The sequence below is a fragment of the Rhizobium sp. G21 genome, assembly GCF_014158035.1.
GTDB lineage: Bacteria > Pseudomonadota > Alphaproteobacteria > Rhizobiales > Rhizobiaceae > Rhizobium_E.
Genome location: NZ_JACFXW010000001.1, coordinates 1,786,767 through 1,805,793, shown reverse-complemented (window position 1 = coordinate 1,805,793; position 19,027 = coordinate 1,786,767). Strand labels below are relative to the sequence as shown.

General features: G+C 63.5%; 14 protein-coding genes and 2 pseudogenes. 11 read left to right on the top strand and 5 right to left on the bottom strand.

The features are described 5' to 3' along the window. The first annotated feature begins 151 nt into the window (after positions 1-151). Both H2O14_RS09215 and H2O14_RS09205 read left to right on the top strand, forming a co-directional pair. Positions 152-1,420: a DUF3422 family protein gene (locus tag H2O14_RS09215; protein ID WP_182827413.1), complete on the top strand. Its 1,269-nt coding sequence runs from the start codon at positions 152-154 to the stop codon at positions 1,418-1,420. After that, positions 1,417-2,859, top strand: coding sequence for a DUF6880 family protein (locus H2O14_RS09205; RefSeq protein ID WP_409526947.1), 1,443 nt, complete (start codon positions 1,417-1,419; stop codon positions 2,857-2,859). Before H2O14_RS09215 ends, H2O14_RS09205 begins: the two co-directional genes overlap by 4 nt. Here the strand turns inward: H2O14_RS09205 and H2O14_RS09200 are convergent. After that, on the bottom strand, positions 2,835-3,740 hold the full coding sequence (locus H2O14_RS09200; RefSeq protein ID WP_182827410.1) for a LysR family transcriptional regulator: 906 nt from the start codon (positions 3,738-3,740) through the stop codon (positions 2,835-2,837). The genes H2O14_RS09205 and H2O14_RS09200 overlap by 25 nt on opposite strands. A gap of 160 nt (positions 3,741-3,900) precedes the next feature. Between H2O14_RS09200 and H2O14_RS09195 the strand changes: the two genes are divergently transcribed. From H2O14_RS09195 to glcF, 3 genes and pseudogenes are all read left to right on the top strand, one after another. Next, entirely contained in the window at positions 3,901-5,334 is a 1,434-nt protein-coding gene (locus tag H2O14_RS09195) for an FAD-binding oxidoreductase (RefSeq protein ID WP_182827409.1), read from the top strand. Then, positions 5,331-6,560, top strand: coding sequence for a glycolate oxidase subunit GlcE (gene glcE / locus H2O14_RS09190; RefSeq protein ID WP_182827408.1), 1,230 nt, complete (start codon positions 5,331-5,333; stop codon positions 6,558-6,560). Before H2O14_RS09195 ends, glcE begins: the two co-directional genes overlap by 4 nt. Continuing rightward, positions 6,560-7,856 (top strand): annotated as a pseudogene (glcF, locus tag H2O14_RS09185) (glycolate oxidase subunit GlcF). Before glcE ends, glcF begins: the two are co-directional and overlap by 1 nt. Positions 7,857-7,890: 34 nt before the next feature. On the opposite strand, the gene H2O14_RS09180 reads toward glcF, so the two are convergent. Continuing rightward, positions 7,891-8,595, bottom strand: coding sequence for a L,D-transpeptidase (locus tag H2O14_RS09180; protein ID WP_182827407.1), 705 nt, complete (start codon positions 8,593-8,595; stop codon positions 7,891-7,893). Positions 8,596-8,710: 115 nt separating this feature from the next. Beyond that, positions 8,711-9,460 (bottom strand): L,D-transpeptidase, encoded by a 750-nt coding sequence (locus H2O14_RS09175; RefSeq protein WP_182827406.1) that lies wholly within the window; start codon positions 9,458-9,460, stop codon positions 8,711-8,713. A 186-nt stretch (positions 9,461-9,646) separates the two neighbouring features. Here H2O14_RS09175 and H2O14_RS09170 point away from each other — a divergent pair, with 186 nt between their 5' ends. Both H2O14_RS09170 and recO read left to right on the top strand, forming a co-directional pair. Further along, positions 9,647-10,279, top strand: coding sequence for a DNA-3-methyladenine glycosylase I (locus H2O14_RS09170; protein ID WP_182827405.1), 633 nt, complete (start codon positions 9,647-9,649; stop codon positions 10,277-10,279). Continuing rightward, positions 10,263-10,994, top strand: a pseudogene (recO, locus tag H2O14_RS09165) (DNA repair protein RecO); the annotation flags it as partial. The gene H2O14_RS09170 and the pseudogene recO, both read left to right, overlap by 17 nt. A 50-nt stretch (positions 10,995-11,044) precedes the next feature. On the opposite strand, the gene H2O14_RS09160 reads toward recO, so the two are convergent. Next, complete coding sequence (locus H2O14_RS09160; RefSeq protein ID WP_182827404.1) at positions 11,045-13,042, bottom strand: PhoX family phosphatase; 1,998 nt, start codon at positions 13,040-13,042, stop codon at positions 11,045-11,047. A 138-nt stretch (positions 13,043-13,180) separates the two neighbouring features. Between H2O14_RS09160 and H2O14_RS27310 the strand changes: the two genes are divergently transcribed. Genes H2O14_RS27310 through H2O14_RS09145 form a run of 4 tightly spaced genes read left to right on the top strand, consistent with a single transcriptional unit; the run spans position 13,181 to position 17,457 of the window. Continuing rightward, positions 13,181-13,870 carry a DUF2339 domain-containing protein gene (locus H2O14_RS27310; protein WP_246697338.1) on the top strand — a complete coding sequence of 230 codons (690 nt, stop codon included), beginning with the start codon at positions 13,181-13,183 and terminating at the stop codon, positions 13,868-13,870. Beyond that, complete coding sequence (locus H2O14_RS09155) at positions 13,840-15,993, top strand: DUF2339 domain-containing protein (protein ID WP_312858580.1); 2,154 nt, start codon at positions 13,840-13,842, stop codon at positions 15,991-15,993. The genes H2O14_RS27310 and H2O14_RS09155 overlap by 31 nt, the downstream gene beginning before the upstream one ends. After that, entirely contained in the window at positions 15,959-16,612 is a 654-nt protein-coding gene (locus H2O14_RS09150) for an HD domain-containing protein (protein ID WP_182827403.1), read from the top strand. Before H2O14_RS09155 ends, H2O14_RS09150 begins: the two co-directional genes overlap by 35 nt. After that, complete coding sequence (locus tag H2O14_RS09145; RefSeq protein WP_182827402.1) at positions 16,609-17,457, top strand: MOSC domain-containing protein; 849 nt, start codon at positions 16,609-16,611, stop codon at positions 17,455-17,457. Before H2O14_RS09150 ends, H2O14_RS09145 begins: the two co-directional genes overlap by 4 nt. On the opposite strand, the gene H2O14_RS09140 is transcribed toward H2O14_RS09145, so the two are convergent. Further along, positions 17,444-18,052, bottom strand: a complete 609-nt coding sequence (locus H2O14_RS09140) for a hypothetical protein (protein WP_246697336.1) — start codon at positions 18,050-18,052, stop codon at positions 17,444-17,446. The two genes, H2O14_RS09145 and H2O14_RS09140, sit on opposite strands and share 14 nt — an antisense overlap. Positions 18,053-19,027 lie beyond the last annotated feature (975 nt).

Sequence of the window (19,027 nt, the reverse complement as noted above, 5' to 3'; positions counted from 1 at the left end):
TGTCGAGCTTGCGGTAACAGTTCTGTGGTCAAGTGGTCAAATAAATTATCCAATTATCGCTGGCTCGATTGTCGGATTGTCGCATTCGGCGTCCGGCGATTGACAAAGCGCATGACGGCGGAGGAGGATCGCCAGACAGGGGAGACATGGGATGGGCAGCGGGGCGTTCACCTTTCCACAGGCGCCGGACAGGGCGCGGGCGCTGGGCGAGATTCACGCCCGGCCCTATGTGCTCGTGCCGTCGCCACGCGTCATTGTGCAACTGGCCTTCATGCTGGACGGCGGTTCCGGCGTCGATCACGCCGTTATGGCCGATCTCTCCCGCCAGCGAGGGCTGTCGCCGCCCGGCCGCGACGCGCGTCACCATGCCATGCCCTGGGGGCCGGGCACGCTGCGCTGGGAACAGCATACGGAATTTTCGACTTGGTTCTGGGACGGGCCGCTGCCGGACAAGTTCGGCGGCGACATCATCGGCCATCCTTTCGGCGACGGCTTTCGCCCGCCCGGCTCGCTCATCTCCGGCATCCGGCTGGAAATCCGTCCTGAAGGGCCGGAGACGGATGCGGCCATCGCCAGCTTCGATCCTGCGAGCCTCTGCCACAGCGAGGTCAAGACCGGGCAGGCGGCGATCTATACCGATTTCCGCCAGAACGGCGATGGCCTGACGATGATCCTACTGGTCGATCGCGGCCTCACCCGCGCCGGCGTCGGCGCGCTCGCCCAGCGCCTTCTCGACATAGAGACCTACCGCACGCTCGCCATGCTCGGCCTGCCGCTCGCCCAGACTTTATCGCCGGAAATCCGCCGCATCGAGGACGGACTGACTGCCGTCACGCAGACCATGAAATCCGGCGCAGGCGCGGGCTCCGACGCCGCGCTCGGCGAAATCACCAAGCTCGCCGCCGATCTCGAAGCCAATGCCGCGCTGTCTCTTTATCGCTTCGGCGCGTCGCGCGCCTATTACGGCATCGTGCAGGAACGCATCCGCATGCTGGCCGAAACGTCCACGCCCGGCTCCGAAACGCTCGGCTTTTTCCTCGAACGCCGCCTGGCGCCCGCCATGCGCACCTGCCAGTCGGTCGAGGAGCGACAGGCCAACCTGTCGCGCAAGCTCTCCCGCGCCACCGGCCTCGTGCGCTCCTGGATCGATGTCGAACTCGAGCGGCAGAACGCAGACCTCCTTTCGGCGATGAACCGGCGGGCGGAATTGCAGCTGCGATTGCAGCAGACCGTCGAAGGGCTTTCGGTCGCGGCCATCTCCTATTATATCGTCGGCCTCTTCGGTTACGTCGCCAAGGCGCTCGGGCATGATCTCGTGCCCATCGATGCGAGCGTGCTGACTGGCCTGTTTGCGCCCGTCGCCATTCTCGCCGTATGGCTCATGGTGCGGCGTATCCGATCGAAACACGGTGACGAATAGGCGAGACGCATGGCGCGACAGGCGAAGGCGAAGCTGGACAAAAAGGGCTTTCCAGCCTCGGCATCGACAAACTCGTCGATATTCTTCTCGAGGAAGCGGGCTCCAACAAGGCGCTGAAAGCGCGGCTTCAGGCGGCGCTGGCCGGCACATCGGGTCCGGAGGAGATCGCCGCGCTGATCGACAAGCGCCTGACGGCGCTGGAAACGGCCAAAACATCCATCAACAGCGCCCGCGCCAAGGATCTCGGCGTCGAGATCGCCGGCCTCATCCGCAATGTCCAATCCGAGCTCGCCGCGCTCGATCCGAGAGCGGCGTCCGAACGCATGTTCCGCATCATGGGTTTGCGCGTCAGCATCGAGCGACGGCTCAGGTCCGACAGCGTGCGGCTGATGAAGATCATCGCGGAAGCGGAGACGGCGGCGCGCGATCTCGTGCTGGGCTTGCCAGAGAGAGACCAGGTCGCGCTGGTTCCGCTGATCGAGCAGGAGCGCAAGCGAGACCGGTATCACGAACGCGCCGGTCTATTCGAAGCCATTTTGGTCGGTCTGTCGCGTCCCGCCTCCGACGCTTGGGAACAACTGCTGCTCAAGAGCATGTCGGGCAAGGAGCCCGGCCTCATGCTCCCGCGCCTGCTCCAACAACTCTACCGCGCTCGCCGCGACGCCGATAGCTATATCCGGTTGGAGGCGGTAAAGCCGGAGCGCTATCAGGACCCCTACGGCACGGCTCTGTTACTGCATGAGGCCAAGCGCCACGAGGAGGCGCTGACCTGGGCGCGCAAGATCATCAAGGGTCCGAGGCTGATCTATTCCGACGGCGAATTCCATCAGGTGGCCGGCAATCATCAATTGCGCGAGCTGCGTCTGCTGGAAGCCGACATTCTCGATGGCCTCAAGCGCAAGGACGAAGCGCGCGAGGCGCGATGGAAATTCTTCCTAGAAAGCTTCGACGCCGACATGCTGCGTCGGCACATCGCCAAGCTCGACGACTTCGACGAATTCGACGAGATGGACAGGGCTTTGAAACTCGTGGCGTCCAGCGACCGCATCTACGAGGCGCTGCGCTTCTATCTCGACTGGCCGCGATTGGATCTGGCGGAACAGCATGTGCTGCGCCACAGGAGCGCCTGGGACGGGCGGCGCGAGCGCGCGCTCGAACCGGCCGCCGAACAGCTCGGCGAAAGCTCGCCTTTGGCCGCCACCGTGCTTTACCGGGCGCTCATCACCAGCGTACTCGATCGTTCGCTGATGGATTCCTATGCCGACGCCGCCATGTGGACGCTCAGCCTCGATGCATTCGACGAAAAGCTTCCGCCTGACGCGCCGATCGTCAGCCATGACGATTTCATGGAGGGGCTGGAGACCAAGCATGCCCGCAAATACGGCTATTGGCGGCTGTTGAGCGACGCGCGACTCTATAGCGAGGATCTGTCCCAGTAGGGCTGCGGACCGTAGAGATCCGCGAGAAAATCGATGAAGGCGCGGACCTTGGCCGGCAGATATTGGCGAGAAGGGTAGACGGCGTAGAGGCCGACATCCGACGATCCCTCCCAATCCGGCAAGACCTGAACAAGTCTGCCGGAGCGCAAATCCGGCCCGATATCCCAGGTGGATCTGAAGGCGATTCCCAGGCCCGACAGAACCGCCTCGCGCACCACTTCACTGGAGTTCGTTGACAAAGGCCCGACGGGCCTGAGCGCCACCGGCCCATCCGGTCCGCTCAGATGCCAATAGGCGTTGTTGTGGGCGGGGATGCAGACATGCGTTTCCAGATCCTCGATCGCCGCGGGAGCGCCGTGGCCGGCGATGTAGTCTGGCGTCGCGCAGAGGATGCGCCTGACAGCCGCGAGCTTGCGTGCCACCAGGCTGGAACTCGGCAATTCGCCGATGCGGATGGCGATATCGAAACCCTCGGCGACGAGATCCTGGAAAGCGTCGGTCAGCGTCAGTTGCACCTCGACATCGGGATAGAGCAAAAAGAAGCGGGTAAGATAGGGCGCGATATGCATGCGGCCGAAGGAGGTCGGCGCGGAAACACGCAGGCGTCCGGTCACCGCGCTCGACCGTCCGGCGAGAAAGGCTTCCGCGTCTTCGAGGCCCGCCAGCGCCGCCAGCACCCTCTCGTGAAATCCTTCTCCCGCCTCCGTCAGCGAAATCTGACGCGTGGTGCGGTGAAACAGGCGCGCGCCCAGCCGTTCCTCCAGCCGCTTGATGCGCTTGGAAATGATCGGCGTCTGCAAGCCGAGCTCACGGGCCGCCTCCGACATCGAGCCGGAGGCGACGACGCGCGTGAAGATTTCGAGATCGCTGAGATTGGTCATCGCTTTCTCCCCAAGTCGGCCATAGTTTAAGCCGATTGTTTCCAGTTGAGGCAAGAGAGCATTGTCGTGGATTGGACCATGGTCTGGTCGATTGCGACGATGAAGCAGTTGACGCGCAGAGCCGGATCGGGACACTGGCGCAACAAGGGGAGGTCCGACCATGACATCGCTCGCATTCCTGCCGCCTGACACGGCGGTGCTGTCCAAGCGCGACATGATCGTCGCAGATCTCAAGGATCTCATCGGCAAGGATTGCATCCTCTCCGATCCGCGCGAGCTGACTCCGTTCGAAACCGACGGCTTCATCGCCTGCCGCAATCTGCCGCTCGCGGTGGCCCTGCCGCGGACGACGGAGGATGTCGCGGCGCTGATGAAATATTGCGCCCGCTATTCCGTGCCGGTCGTGCCCCGCGGGGCGGGAACCTCGCTGTCGGGCGGCGCCATTCCACAGCAGGATGCGGTGGTCGTGGCGCTCACCCGCATGAACCGCATTCTCGAAATCGACCTGCCCAACCGCTGCGCCCGCGTGCAGGCCGGCGTCACAAATCTGTCGATTTCCGATGCGGTTGGCGGCAACGGCTTTTTCTATGCCCCCGATCCGAGTTCGCAACTCGCCTGCACCATCGGCGGCAATATCGGCATGAATTCCGGCGGCGCCCATTGCCTGAAATATGGCGTCACCACCAACAATCTTCTCGGCGTCAGGCTGGTGCTGTTCGACGGGACCGTCATCGAACTCGGCGGCAAGGCGCTGGATGCCGGCGGTCTGGATCTCCTCGGCCTGGTCTGCGGGTCGGAGGGGCAGGTGGGCGTCGTCACCGAAGCCACCGTGCGGCTGCTGGCCAAGCCCGAAGGGGCGCGTCCTGTGCTGTTCGGCTTTCCGAGCGCGGAGGAGGCGACGGCCTGCGTCTCCGACATCATCGGCGCGGGCGTCATCCCCGTCGCGATCGAATTCATGGACAAGCCGGCCATCGAAATCTGCGAAGCCTTCGCCAAGGCGGGCTATCCCATGGATGTCGAGGCGCTGCTGATCGTCGAGGTCGAGGGCTCCGAGACCGAGATGGACGCCATGCTGAAAAGCATCATCGACATAGCCCGCCGCCACGGCGTCAAGACCGTCAAGGAATGCCAGTCGGCCATGGAGGCCGCCGCCATCTGGAAAGGCCGCAAATCCGCTTTCGGCGCCACCGGCCGCATCGCCGACTATATCTGCATGGACGGCACCGTGCCGCTGTCGGAACTCACCAATGTGCTCAAGGGCACCTATGAGATCTGCGCCCGCTACGGCCTGCGCGTCGCCAATGTCTTCCATGCCGGCGACGGCAATATGCATCCGCTAATCCTCTACAACATCAACGACCCCGAAGAGGCGGCCAAAGCCGAAGCCGCCGGCAATGACATTCTCCGGCTCTGCGTCGATCACGGCGGCTGCCTGACCGGCGAGCATGGCGTCGGCGTCGAAAAGCGCGACCTGATGCGCCATCAATATGCCGAGGCCGATCTGATCCAGCAGATGCGCACGCGCGACGCCTTCGATCCGCAATGGCTGATGAACCCCTCCAAAGTGTTCCCGCTCGAAGGACGCCAGCGATGATGCGCCTTGACCCTCGCCACGAAATCGAATGCGTCGAGATGGTCCGCGCCTGCCTCTCCGGCAAGACGACGCTGGAAATCACCGGCGGCGCCACCAAGCGCGGCATAGGCCATCGAATCCATGCGGGCGCGACGCTCTCCATGCGCGGCATGACCGGCATCGTCTCCTACAATCCCGCCGAGATGGTGATGACCGCCAAGGCGGGAACGCCGCTTGCCGAGATCGAGGCGGCGCTGGCGGACAAAGGCCAGATGCTCGCCTTCGAGCCGCCGGATTACCGGGCGCTTCTGGGGGCGACGGGAGAGCCGAGCATCGGCGGCCTGTTCGCTTGCAATCTCTCGGGACCACGGCGGTTTCAGTCGGGCGCTGCGCGCGATCATCTGCTCGGCCTTCGCATGGTCAACGGCCGCGGCGAGACCGTCCAGGCCGGTGGGCGTGTGATGAAGAATGTCACTGGCCTCGATCTCGTCAAGCTGATGTCCGGCTCCTTCGGCACGCTCGGGCTGATGACCGAACTGACCTTCAAAGTGTTGCCGCGTCCTGAAACGAGCGCAAGCCTGGTTCTGTCCGGCCTCGATGACGAAGCCGCCTCCGCCGCCATGGCAAAAGCCATGGCTCTGCCGCTCGAAATTTCAGGCGCGGCTTACCTTCCGGAAAGCTGCAAAAACAGGTTTTTGGCTGGCGCGCTTCCGGAAGGCGCGGCGGTGGCGTTCCGCCTTGAAGGACTGGCTTTCTCCGTCGGCGAGCGAATGGCAAAGCTGAAATCGGCTTTCGCGGGCCTCTGTCCCTTAGCCGAACTGGATCTTGAACAGAGCGAAACGCTCTGGCGCGAGATCCGCGACGTCAAACCCTTCCATGCCGATGGATCGACGCGTCCGGTCTGGAAAGTCTCCGTGGCGCCCATGGCCGGAGAAAAGCTGTTGTCGATGCTGCGCATGCAGACCGGCGTCGACGGTTATTACGATTGGCAGGGCGGTCTCGTCTGGCTGAGAATGGAAGCCGAGCCCGAAGCCGAACTGCTGCGCGCCGGCATCCAGCATTTCGGCGGCGGACATGCGACGCTGATGCGGGCGACAGACGCCCAGCGAGATGCAATCCCAGTCTTCGAGCCGCAGCCGCCGGCGCTCGCTGCTCTCACCGAGCGCGTGCGGGCGAGCTTCGATCCCATGGGCCTGTTCAATCCCGGCCGCATGACCGGCCCAGCCGCAAGCGCGAGGGCCGCCTGATGCAGACCAATTTCTCCCTCGCCCAACTCGCCGATGCCAAGACGGCCGAGGCCGAGGCGATTCTGCGCAAATGCGTGCATTGCGGCTTCTGCACCGCCACCTGCCCGACCTATGTGACGCTCGGCAACGAACTCGACAGCCCGCGCGGACGCATCTATCTCATCAAGGACATGCTGGAAAATGACCGGTCGGCCGACGAGACGGTGGCGACCCATGTCGATCGCTGCCTCTCCTGCCTCGCCTGCACCACCACCTGTCCGTCAGGCGTGGATTACATGCATCTCATCGACCATGCGCGCGTGCATGTCGAGACAACCTATAAGCGCCCGCTGATGACGCGATTGCAGCGCGCGCTGCTGGCCATCGTCATGCCGTCGCCGCGGTTGTTCCGCAGCGCCATGACGGCGGCGAAACTCGCGAAACCCTTCGCAGGCGTGATGAAGCGCGTTCCGGCCCTGCGCCCGTTCGGGGCGATGCTCGATCTTGCGCCCGCCCGTCTTCCCGCGCCGTCACCTTACGCGGTGCCGGGACGATTTGCAGCTGAAGGCGAGAAGCGGAAGCGGGTCGCGCTTTTGACCGGCTGCGTCCAGTCGGTGATGGATCCCGGCATCAACAAGGCGGCGATCGAATTGATGACCCGTTTCGGCGTCGAGGTCGTGCTGGCGAAAGGCGAGGGGTGCTGTGGCTCGCTCCGCCACCATATGGGCCATGAGGAGCCGGCTCTCGCCTCGGCGCGCCGCAATATCGACGCCTGGATCACTGAAATGGACGGCGAGGGACTGGACGCGATCGTGATCACCGGCTCGGGCTGCGGTACGACCATCAAGGATTACGGTCATATGCTGAAGTCCGACCCTGCCTATGCCGACAAGGCGAGCCGTGTCGCCTCGATCGCGCGCGACGTCACCGAGATGCTCGAACTCCTCGACCTGCCGGAACTCGACACACGCGGAACCCGCGTCTCCTATCATGCCGCCTGTTCGCTCCAGCACGGCCAGAAGATCACGCTGCAGCCCAAGGCGCTCCTGCGTAAGGCGGGGTTTACCATCGCCGATCCCGCGGAGGGCCATCTCTGCTGCGGTTCGGCCGGAACCTACAACATGCTACAGCCGGAGATTTCGGCGGCGCTGAAGGAGCGCAAGGTCCGCAATCTCAAGGCCGTCAAGCCCGACGTGATCGCTGCCGGCAATCTCGGCTGCATCACCCAGATCGCCGACGCCGCCGGCGCGCCTGTTGTCCACGGTGGAACTGTTGAACTGGGCCTATGGCGGCGAAAAACCCGCCGCGCTCGGCTGAGCGTGACGGGTTTGAAATGGTTTAAGGCTAAGGCTCAGCCGCCGAAGGCTGCAAAGAGTTGGCGGAAATGATCGACGCCCTTGTCGGCGAACTGCACTTTGCCCTGCTTGTTGCCGGGGCCGACGACGATGACTTTCGTGCCGATGGATGCGCGCGAATAGAGATGTTCGACATCCTTGTTCATCATGCGGATGCAGCCCGAGGACATATTGAGGCCGATCGTCCAGGGCTGGTTGGTGCCGTGGATGCGGAAGCCGGTGTCAGACTTGCCCTTGTAGAGATAAAGCGCGCGCGCGCCGAGCGGATTGTCGATGCCGCCTTCCTGGAATTCCGGCAGGATATGGCCCTTCTTGCGCTCTCGCGCGATCATTTCCTTCGGCGGCACCCAGCGCGGCCATTCCGCCTTGCGCTGTACCTTGACGACGCCCGACCAGCCGAAGCCTTCTCGGCCGACGCCGATGCCGTAGCGCGTCGCCTTGCCCTTGCTTTCGACGAGGTAGAGGAACTTGTTGTTGGTGTCGATGATGATCGTGCCCGGTTTTTCATTGGTGTCGAGCTTGACGACGCGGCGCTGGAATTTCTGCGCCGGCTGCTTCTGTACGGCCACCAGATGCACGTCGTTCGCCGCCCGCGCCGGCTGGACGCTCTGGATCGGCGTAAAGGCCTGAGCCGCGCCTGCGGCGAGAAAAGCGGACATCGCCACGCCCATAGCGGCGGCGGTAAAGGTCTTGAAGTCCATCGAAACTCCCCGAAGTTTAGAATTTGTTGAGAAACTACCTGTTGTCGCGGTAAATTCAAGCGTTGCGGCCGCGTTCGGTTGCCCAGCGCGGCTTCACGATGCCGTGAAGCGCAGATCACATGACGATGACCCGCGTGCCGACCTTCACACGCTCATAGAGATCGACCACGTCTTCGTTGCGCATGCGGATGCAGCCGGAAGACACGGCGTAACCGATCGTCCAGGGCGCATTGGTGCCATGGATGCGATAGAGGGTCGAGCCCAGATACATCGCCCGGGCGCCGAGTGGATTGGCTTCGCCGCCCTCCATGCTGGCAGGCAGATAATGCCCCTTCACCGCCTCGCGCTCGATCATTTCCTTGGGCGGATGCCATGTCGGCCATTCCGCCTTGCGGGTGATCTTGTGTTCGCCCGCCCATTCGAAGCCCGGCTTGCCGACGCCGACCCCATAGCGACGCGCCTGGCCATCACTCGCGATAAGGTAGAGAAAGCGGTTGTTGGTGTCGATGATGATCGTGCCCGGTTTGTGCTTGGTCTCGTAGGCGACCATCTGCGGCAGGAATTGCGGCTCGATGGCGTTCACGGCCGGGCGGTCCGGGTGATAGGCGGCCTGCTGTATCTGCGCCTGCGGTTCGACCGCCATGTGTTGCTTCAGGCGACGCGGTTTGGTCATGCGCATCGGCTGGCCCTGTTGCACCCGCCGCACCACTTGGCCGCGCACGGGGCCGCCGAGTTGCATCATCCACTGGCCGGCGATGCCGGATTCGATGATGACGGGGCGCACCACCTTATACCGATCATCCGCCAGCGCCGTGGAGGAGACGAGGGAAAGGGCAAGTGTCAGAAGCAATCTCGATCTGGTCATGAACGCGACTCGCGGAAAGGTTTGACGAAAGAAGCTTCACCATCCGCGCGCCCGGCAAGCGAATGGTTAACGCCCGTTCATTCCAATTCGACCGAAGCGGGAAACCTTTCGTCAGGGTTAGCGCCGGGTTTTGAAACATGGTTAGGCAATGCTAAACAGGCGGAAACAACGGATTCGGAGGCGGATATGGCGGGCGCGGGCCTGATCGAAGGCGAGGATGGCCGGCATCGATGCAGCTGGTGCGGCGGCCTCGACGACTATATGCGCTACCATGACGAGGAATGGGGCTATCCCGTGCGCGATGACCGGCGGCTGTTCGAGAAAATCTGTCTCGAAGGCTTCCAGTCGGGACTGTCCTGGCTGACCATCCTGCGCAAGCGCGACAATTTCCGCGCCGCCTTCGCCAATTTCGAGCCCGAGCGCATGGCAGCTTTCGACGAGGCCGATATCGAACGACTGCTGGCGGACGCCGGCATCGTGCGCCATCGCGGCAAGATCGTTTCCGCCATCAACAATGCCCGCCGCGCGCTGGACCTGAAGGCCGAATTCGGCTCGCTGTCTGCCTATTTCTGGAGCTTTGTTCCGCCCGAAAGCGAACGCCCCGACATCATGACGCTCGAATGGGCTCGCGCCAATCCGACCTCGCCGACCTCCATTCGTCTCTCCAAGGATCTGAAAAAGCGCGGCTGGAGTTTCGTTGGCCCCACCACCATCTACGCCTTCATGCAGGCCATGGGCCTGGTCAACGATCATATGGACGGGTGCTGGCGCCGCGACGCCGCCGAAGAGAAACGGTCGCTCCATGCAATGGACGGATGAAGCCGTCATCCTCGGCGTCAAGCGTCACGGCGAGGGCTCCGTCATCGCCGAGGTGATGACGCGGACGCGCGGTCGCCATCTCGGCGTGTTGCGCAATGGCCGCTCGCGCAACATGCAGCCGCTGCTGCAGCCGGGCAATCTCGTCGAGGCGACGTGGCGCGCCAGACTGGAAGAGCATATCGGCCATTTCTTGATGGAGCCGCTCAATTTCCGCGCCGCTCAGCTGATGGAAAACGCGATCAGCCTCAACGGGGTGCAGGCCATCGGCGCGCTGCTGCGACTTCTTCCGGAGCGCGATCCGCATCCGCATCTCTACGACATGCTCAACATCACGCTCGATCATCTCGGCGCGGCGGCGGAGGCCGGCGAACTCTATGTTCGTTTCGAATTGGCAGTGCTGGAGGATCTCGGTTTCGGACTGGATCTGTCGCAATGCGCCGCCACGGGGTTGCGCGAAGAGCTCGATTTCGTCTCGCCGAAATCGGGACGGGCTGTTTGCCGTGACGCGGGCCTGCCTTATGCCGATCGGCTGTTTCGCCTGCCGGAATTTCTCAAGGCCCAGTCGAAGCGCGCGGCCGATCGCGACGGGCTGATCGAGGCTCTCCGCATGACGCAGTTCTTCCTGCATCGCCATGTCTATGAGCCGCGCGGGTTGGAGCCGGTTTCGGCGCGCGACGGCTTCGTGCAATCCCTGCTCGCCGAGCTGCCTTCGGCGCTCGATCGGGGTGACGCCGCCCCGAAAGGCGGCGTCAGATATGTCGGCGGTCAGGCGATCTTGCCGCCGCCCTGCTTGGTGATGGCGACCACCGACGGACGCGGGGGCATGCCGTCCTTGAAATCGGGCCAACGGGTGGCGGGCGTTTCGAAGGTCGGAAGGCCGGCGTCGCCGGGATGCTGAACCGCGACGAAGAACGTGTCCGACGTCGGGTTGAAGCAGGGTCCGCACATTTCGGCGCCCACCGGCACGCGGAAGAACAGCTTGGAGGTGCCGCGCATCGGTCCCTCCGTTTCCACCGCCCAGACGCCGTCGGTGCGGCCGGTGTCCTTCTTGTTGTTGCCGTCGGTGGCGACCCAGAGACGGCCGTCGACGTCGATGGCGCAATTGTCGGGCATGCCGAACCAGCCATTCGCCGTGGTGGCTGTCGAGAAGGAGGCGCCGACGTCCGCCACCGAGGGGTCGCCGCATTTCAGCAGCACTTCCCAGGTCGACTTGGTCGAGGCGAAATCGCCGTCGGTTTCGGTGATCTCGATGATGTGGCCGAACTTGTTCTTGCCGCGGGGATTGGCGGCGTCGACCTGCTCGTCCTTGCGCTTGGAATTGTTGGTCAGCATGCAATAGACCTTGCCGGTCTTCGGATTGGGCTGCACGTCTTCGGGGCGGTCCATCTTGGTCGCGCCCAGCGCGTCGCCGGCGAGGCGGGCATTGATGACGACGTCGGCCTGCGAGCGGAAGCCGTTCGCTTCGGTGAGAGGGCCCTGGCCGTGAATGAGCGGCAGCCATTCCACCACGCCGTCCTCATGGAACTTCGCCACATAGAGCGTGCCCTCGTCGAGCAGCTTCATGTTGGCGGCGCGGTCGTCCGGGTTGAACTTCCCGGCGGTCACGAATTTGTAGACATAGTCGAAACGCTCGTCGTCGCCGCAATAGACCACGACGCGACCGTCCTTGTTGACGATGGATTCGCAACCTTCATGCTTGAAGCGGCCGAGCGCGGTGTGCTTGACCGGCGTCGAGGTCGGATCCATCGGATCGACTTCCACCACCCAGCCGAAGCGGTTGGCTTCGTTCGGCTCCTTGGAGACGTCGAAGCGATCATAGAAAGCATGCCATTTGTAATTGTCGCCCGGAATGCCGTAACGCTTGAACGCGGCATGCTCCGGGTGGCTTTCCGGCATCTCGCCGCCGAAATAACCGTTGATGTTTTCTTCCGCCATCAGCCAGGTGCCCCACGGCGTGACGCCGCCGGCGCAGTTGTTGATCGTGCCGAATACGCGGGTTCCGGTCGGATCGTCCTTGGTCTTCAGGCGGTCATGACCGGCGGCGGGGCCGGAGATCGACATTTCGGTCATGGCGGTGATGCGGCGGTTGTACTTGCCGTCCAGCACCGGCCGCCATTTGCCGTCGACCTTGCGGATCTCGACGACGGTGCCGCCATGGGCGGCCATCTCGATATCCACGAGCTCCTTGGTGAACTCGCCCATGATCACGGCGTCTTCTTCCTTGCCGTCGACCATCTGCTTGCCGACCTTGGCGAAGTTCGGGAACATCAGTTCGGCGTTGGTGTATTCGTGATTGACCACGAGCAGACCATGGTCGGCGGCGCCGTCGAGCGGCACGAAGCCGACATAGTCGTTGTTGTAGCCGAACTGGCGAAGCTGAGTGGCGGCCGTTTGGGCCATCGGGTCGAACTCCGGGCTGTCGGCGAACAGCTTGTCGCCCCAGCGCAGCAGGATGTCGGCGTCATAGCCGCGAGCGACGTGATGGGTCTCGTCGACGCCGGCCTCGACTTCGTCGAAGTTGAAGCTCGGTGACGCAGCCTGCGCCTCGGAGGCCGCGCCGAGCGCCAGCGGGCTTACGGTGGAGGCGATCGCCGCCACTGCGAGCGAACCGCCGAGGAAACCTCGCCGCGAAAAGCGACGATGGATGATGTCGCCCATCGTCGGATTGGCGGAACAGTTGCTGCCGTAATCTTCCTGCGCTTCCCGGATCTCCTGGGGCGTTTGCGACAAGGCGGTGTTGTCCTGACCGATGATCTCGTTCATTGTCTCTCTCCGGTTGAATTCCGCGTCAGCATTATCCTCGGATCAATGACGGCTCTGTGACACCGGAACGCATAAAGCGGCGTCGTCAACCGTTGTAACGGCTGTCGGCGCTTTTGCCAGCCTCGGGGTGAAACAGGCATGTTGGAATTGATGGCCCTGGCCGGGCTTCTCATCGCGGTCCTTGCGATGTTCAGGATCAAGGATCTCAATCGCAAATTCGAACGCGACATCTCCGCCCTACGCGAAGAGATTGCGCGGCTTCGTCAACCGCCGACCGCAATCCCCGACGAAGCGCAGGCCGAGGACGCTGCCCAGGCATCCGATCGCACGAGCGCCGCGACGAATGTCGGCGCCGGCATCGATCCGCCGGTTCAGGCAGAGCCCATCGAAGAAACGTCGGTAGAGCCAGCCGGGCCTGAACCGCATCAGAACGTCACGCCTGCCGCCGCCCGCGAAAGCCTCGAAAGCCGGCTCGCGGGTCGCTGGTCGGTCTGGGTGGGCGGCCTGGCGCTCGCCTTCGCAGGCGTCTTCGCCGTCAAATATTCGATAGAACAGGGACTGGTGAGCCCGGCGGTGCGTCTCACGCTCGCGGCTCTGTTCGGCCTCGCGCTGGTCGCCGCCAGCGAATGGGTTCGGCGTCGGACCACGCCGCTCGTCCAGAGCGCCTTTCAGAACGCGCTCATCCCCGGCGTTCTCACCGCGGCGGGGTCCCTGACCCTTCTCGGCGCCGTTTTTGTCGCGCACGCCGTCTATGGATATATGTCGGACCGGGTTTCGCCTTTTTCCTGTTGGCTTTGGTGTCTCTCGCCACACTCGCTCTGGCGCTGATCCACGGGCAGGGTCTCGCGGGCCTGGGCCTGCTCGCCTCCTTTGCAACGCCTGCGATGGTCGATAGCGACGCGCCGAGCCCCTGGTTCCTGTTCGGCTTTCTGGCGATCGTCTGGCTCAGCAACGCCGTCGCCTCTCGCATGCGCGACTGGCGCGTCGCCCCGGCGCTCGCCAATGCCGGCCTGTCGCTCTGGTGCATGGGGCATGTGGTCTTCTATCCGATGGAAACGATGGTCGCTCCGGGTTTCGCCCTGCTGGTGATGATCGCCGGCATGGCCTTCGTCTGGCCGGGACCCAAGACGCCGCAGCCCTACATCGTCAGGGTGAACCGCTCGGCCTGGGAACTCTATCTCTTCCCCAGCCATGGCGCGGCGATCCTGATCGCCTCGCTCGGAATACTCGCCAATGTCATGGCCATGGTGTCGGCCGGAATGGGCAATGACAGCGCCGAATGGGTAGCCGCCGCGCTCATTTTGGCGCTGGCTCTTCTCGGCGCGGGACGAAAATACGGCGCCTACGCCGTCGTCCTCTCTGCGCTCGCCGCGTTCGGCGCCATCCGCGCCATGGCGGAAAACGCCGTCTCCACCACCATCGACGCCGCCGGTGAGAGCTATCACGCGCCGTTCGAGCCCAATCTGGTCGTCGGCTTCGCCTTCGGCCTCGGTTTGATATTCGTGTTGATCGGCGGCGCGGTCAATTGGCGGTTGGGCGAGCGTCTCCTGCCGAGATCCGTCTTGTGGAGCGGCGTGGCGGCGATCACGCCGTTGTCCCTGGCCGGTCTGAGTTACGTCTTCCTCGGCAATTACGCCTTCGATCCGTCGCATGGCGTTTATGGGCTCTTCCTCGCCGTCCTTTATCTCTCCGTCGCCTGGAGGTTGGGCAACCCAGCCGGCAAAGACCGCTATCACATCAATCGCGATCTCTGGACGGCCGCTTCCTGGGCGTCCCTGCTCTTCGCCCTGGCGATGCTCACCGAAGGCGTCGCGACCACGCTGGGGGCTGCGCTGATCGGCTTCGCCTATCTCCTGGGCCAGCGGATCAAGCCTTGGCCCATCCTGCCCTGGGCCATGGCCGCATCAGCTGTCTTCGTCGCCGGTCGCATCGCCTGGCAGCCCACCATCGTCGGCGCGAGCCAACTCGGCAAGACGCCGATCTTCAACGCTCTGCTGATCGGTTACGGCGGCCCGGCGCTGCTGCTCATTCTCTCCGCCTGGATGATGCGGAAGAGCACGGATATCCGCTTGCGCAGCGTTCTCGAAGCGCTGGCCAGCCTGTTTGCGCTGCTGACGCTCGGCGTTCTCGTCCGCCATGCGATGAACGGCGGCGTTCTCGACAGCAGCGTGCCGACGCTTTCGGAGCAGGCGATCTATACGCTGCTGACCATCGGCGCGTCCGCGACGCTGATGGCGCTCGACCTGCGCCAGCCCAGCATCGTCTTCCGCACGGGATCGATGGCGGTGGGTTACATCTCGATGCTGTCGGTGCTCTCGGCGCATTTTTTCGGCCTCAACCCTTATTTCACCGGCGAGCCGACGGGCGATATCCCGTTCTTCAATCTGCTCTTCCTCGCCTTTCTGCTGCCCGGCTTCGCTTATGGCGCAGCGGCGCACTACGCGCGAGCGCGGCGCCCGCTGCACTACGTAATGGCGCTCGCGCTCACGGGGTCGGCCTTGCTGTTCGGCTATGTGACGCTGTCGGTGCGGCGGCTGTATCACGGAGCCGACATTTCCGAGTGGAAGGGTTTTCTGCAGCCCGAACTCTACACCTATTCCGCCGTCTGGCTGGTTCTCGCCGCGGTGCTTCTGGTCATCGGCTATCGCTTCAGGGCGAAGAGCATCCGTCTCGCATCGGCCGGTCTGATGTTGGTGGTGGTGCTGAAAGTCTTCCTGATCGACATGGCCAATCTCGAGGGCTTGTTCCGCGTGCTGTCCTTCGTCGGCCTGGGCGTGGTGTTGATCGGCATCGGCCGCTTCTACCAGACGATATTGGGGGACTGCAGAACACGGCGGAAACAGCGCCGTTGCTGGACACGGAATCGGATCTCAAAAACGCGGTTGCGGATCAGGCGGAAACGGATAAAACCGCCTGATGACCGATCCCGCATCCCGTTTCGCGCCGCATGAGGCGCTCGCCGCGACGCTGTTGCCGCATGCAGTTGCGAGCGACGACGGCGCCCATGACATCGCCCATATCGGCCGCGTCTTCGCCAACGCCATGCGCATACATGCCGGGGAGGGCGGCGACGGCGAGTTGATCGCCGCTGCCGTCCTCTTACATGATTGCGTGTCGGTGGAGAAAAATTCGCCTCTCCGCGCGCAGGCGTCGCGGCTGGCGGCTGAGAAGGCGAGCGGAATTCTCGTTGAACTGGGTTGGGACCAGGCGAGGATCGCCGCTTCCGCTCACGCGATCGCCGCCCACAGTTTTTCGGCCGCCATAGAGCCGGAAACGCTGGAAGCCAGGATATTGCAGGACGCCGATCGTCTCGACGCCATCGGCATGGTGGGCGTTGCCAGGTTGTTCTATATTGGCGGCCGCATGGGGTCGCAGCTCTATGATTCCGGCGATCCGCGCGGCGAGAACAGGCGGCTCGACGACAAAACCTTCGCGCTGGATCATTTCCCCGCCAAGCTCTTCACGCTGGCCGATGGGTTCAAGACGAAAACGGGCCGACAGATGGCGACTGAGCGTCATCGCCGGCTGCACCTGTTCCGTGATCTGTTTCTGGAGGAGATCCACGCATGAATGTCGCCTCGCTGCATGTTTATCCCCTGAAGAGCGGTCGTGCGATCACCCTGGACGAGGTCGCGGTCACAGCCTGGGGCCTCGCGGGCGACCGCCGCTACATGGTCTGCGATCCCCAGGGAGCGCTGGTGACCCAACGCGAAGTCCAGGCGCTGGCCCAGGTCTCCGCACGGGTGGAGCATGGGCGTTTGACGCTCGAGAAAGAGGGTGAGGCGGCGCCGATCACCGCGGTCTTCGACCCCGATCGTCGTATGGTCGTGCGGGTTTGGGATGATCCTCTCGACGCCAGCCTGACGACCCCGGAGGTCGATGCCGAAATCAGCCGATGGCTCGGCCGCGACGTCCGATTGGTGCACGCCGACGCGCTCAGCCATCGCGTCTGCGATCCCGTGTGGTCGGGCGAGGGCGTCGAGACCGGGTTCGCGGATGGTTATCCCATTCTCGTCGCCACCACCGGTTCGCTGAAGGCTCTGGCCGAAGAGGCGGAACGCCGGGGCGGCGCGGGGTTCGGCATGGATCGCTTCCGCCCCAATATCGTCATCGAAGACGAACGGCCATTCGCGGATGATTTTTGGGAAGCGATCGAAATCGCCGGCATCCGCTATGATCTCGTCAAACCCTGCACCCGCTGCATCATGACCACGCAGGACCAGATGACCGGCGAGCGCGGCGGACCCGATCCGATGCCGGCCATGCGCCACACCCGTATGTCTGGCGACCGTCGCGTGGCGGGCGTGCTGTTCGGCTGGAACGCTGTGCCGCGCGCCGAGGGCCGGGTGACCGTGGGCGATGTCGTGACGGTGTTGTCGGAACGCCCAGAAGGCTGGCCGCTCAGGACGCGTTAATCCGGATCGACGCGACCTGGTGCACCGCCTGATAATCCGGCGACAATTCGCCATAGGGCGCCACCGTCCAGGACCATTCTCGGCCCGAAGGCGGAAGCTCCACGCCCTTCATCAGATCGTCGCGCTCCAGCACCCTTCCGGATTTGTCGAGCACTTCGTAGGACCGGTCGGTCAAGAGCAGGCTGGGGCATGTCAGGCTCTTCAACCCCTCGACATGCGCGGCGATCAGACGGGGAGACGCATCACCCGGCAGCGTCGTATCGGCGGCCGCCATCCGGCCGATGCCGACGCCGATCTGGCTGAGGAGATTGGCCGAGATCACCAGATCCAGTTCGGGGATGTCGTTGAGGAAATTGAGGGGGCGCGGCTGAACGCCCGGCTTCTCTCTCAATTGCTCGACGCCCGAAAGGTCTCGGGTTTGGAAGTCGAGATCGGCGAGACGATTAAGCCTCGCCCATAACCGCACACTCGCCAGGTGCTGCAGATCGTAGAGATAGACCCGGTCGAACTGCCGCGAGAGCAGTAAGATCGGCACATCGCGCAGCAATCCCGAGCCGAGCACCGCGACCGACCGCCTTTTTGATAATGTCGACACGATCGCCGCGACCTCTCGGTGGCAGGCCTCCTCATGGGGTCGCCAATGCCTCGCCGCCCGCCGGGATCGCGCCCAGAGGCTGACGGAGGACGCAATCTCCTGTCTCCGCCGCCTCGGCGTCAACGGATAGGTCGCAGCAAAATTGAGCGCTTCCAATATCATGAGTCGGATTATCCCCCGCCCGGCATGGACAGGATGGTCATAATCCCAACCCTCCAGACAACGCAAACCGCAAAGTGACATGCGCGATATACGGGAATTATCTTGAGCCGCACCTATCTCCGTGAAATGATGTATCGTTCACGGCGAAAGCAGCAGCGCCGAGCCAGCCGGCGCGACCGTGGGAGATGGGCTCCCCGGCTGTGGCGAGAGCCTCGCCTGCGAACAGGAGGTGCATGCCATGTGGCAATTGCCAGTGCGCATCACGCTAGAAGTGAAAAGGACGCGGACGAGTTGGCAGCTCATTGTCCGCGTCCAATTCATATTCTGAGCAAACGGAGGGCGGGCGAGAGCTCGCCTTCCACTCCGTCAGATTATCACCGTCCCACCGAAACTGCAACTATTGTGGATCGCTTGAATGGATGCGTTGCACTCATGGCGCGAATGTCATCGATGCGATCAAAGTAAAAGGACAAGATCCATCGTTTGCAGCGGAAGCAGCAGCGCCGAGCCAGCCGGCGCGACCGCGGGAGATGGGCTCCCCGGCTGTGGCGAGAGCCTCGCCTGTGAACAGGAGATATGTGTCACGTGGCATTTGCCGGTGCGCATAACGTTCGAAATAAAGAGGACGCGGACGAGCTGGTCCCTCGTGATCCGCGTCCAACTTTATAGATAACGAAACGGAAGGCGGGCGAAAGCTCTCCTTCCACTCTACATATAGTCGAATTCCCGTCATTCCGCAACGATGGCCGCTCTGTCAGGCCCATCTGCCCCTTGCCGCTCCCCGGATGATCCGTTAGAGCGAGGGCCTTGAGA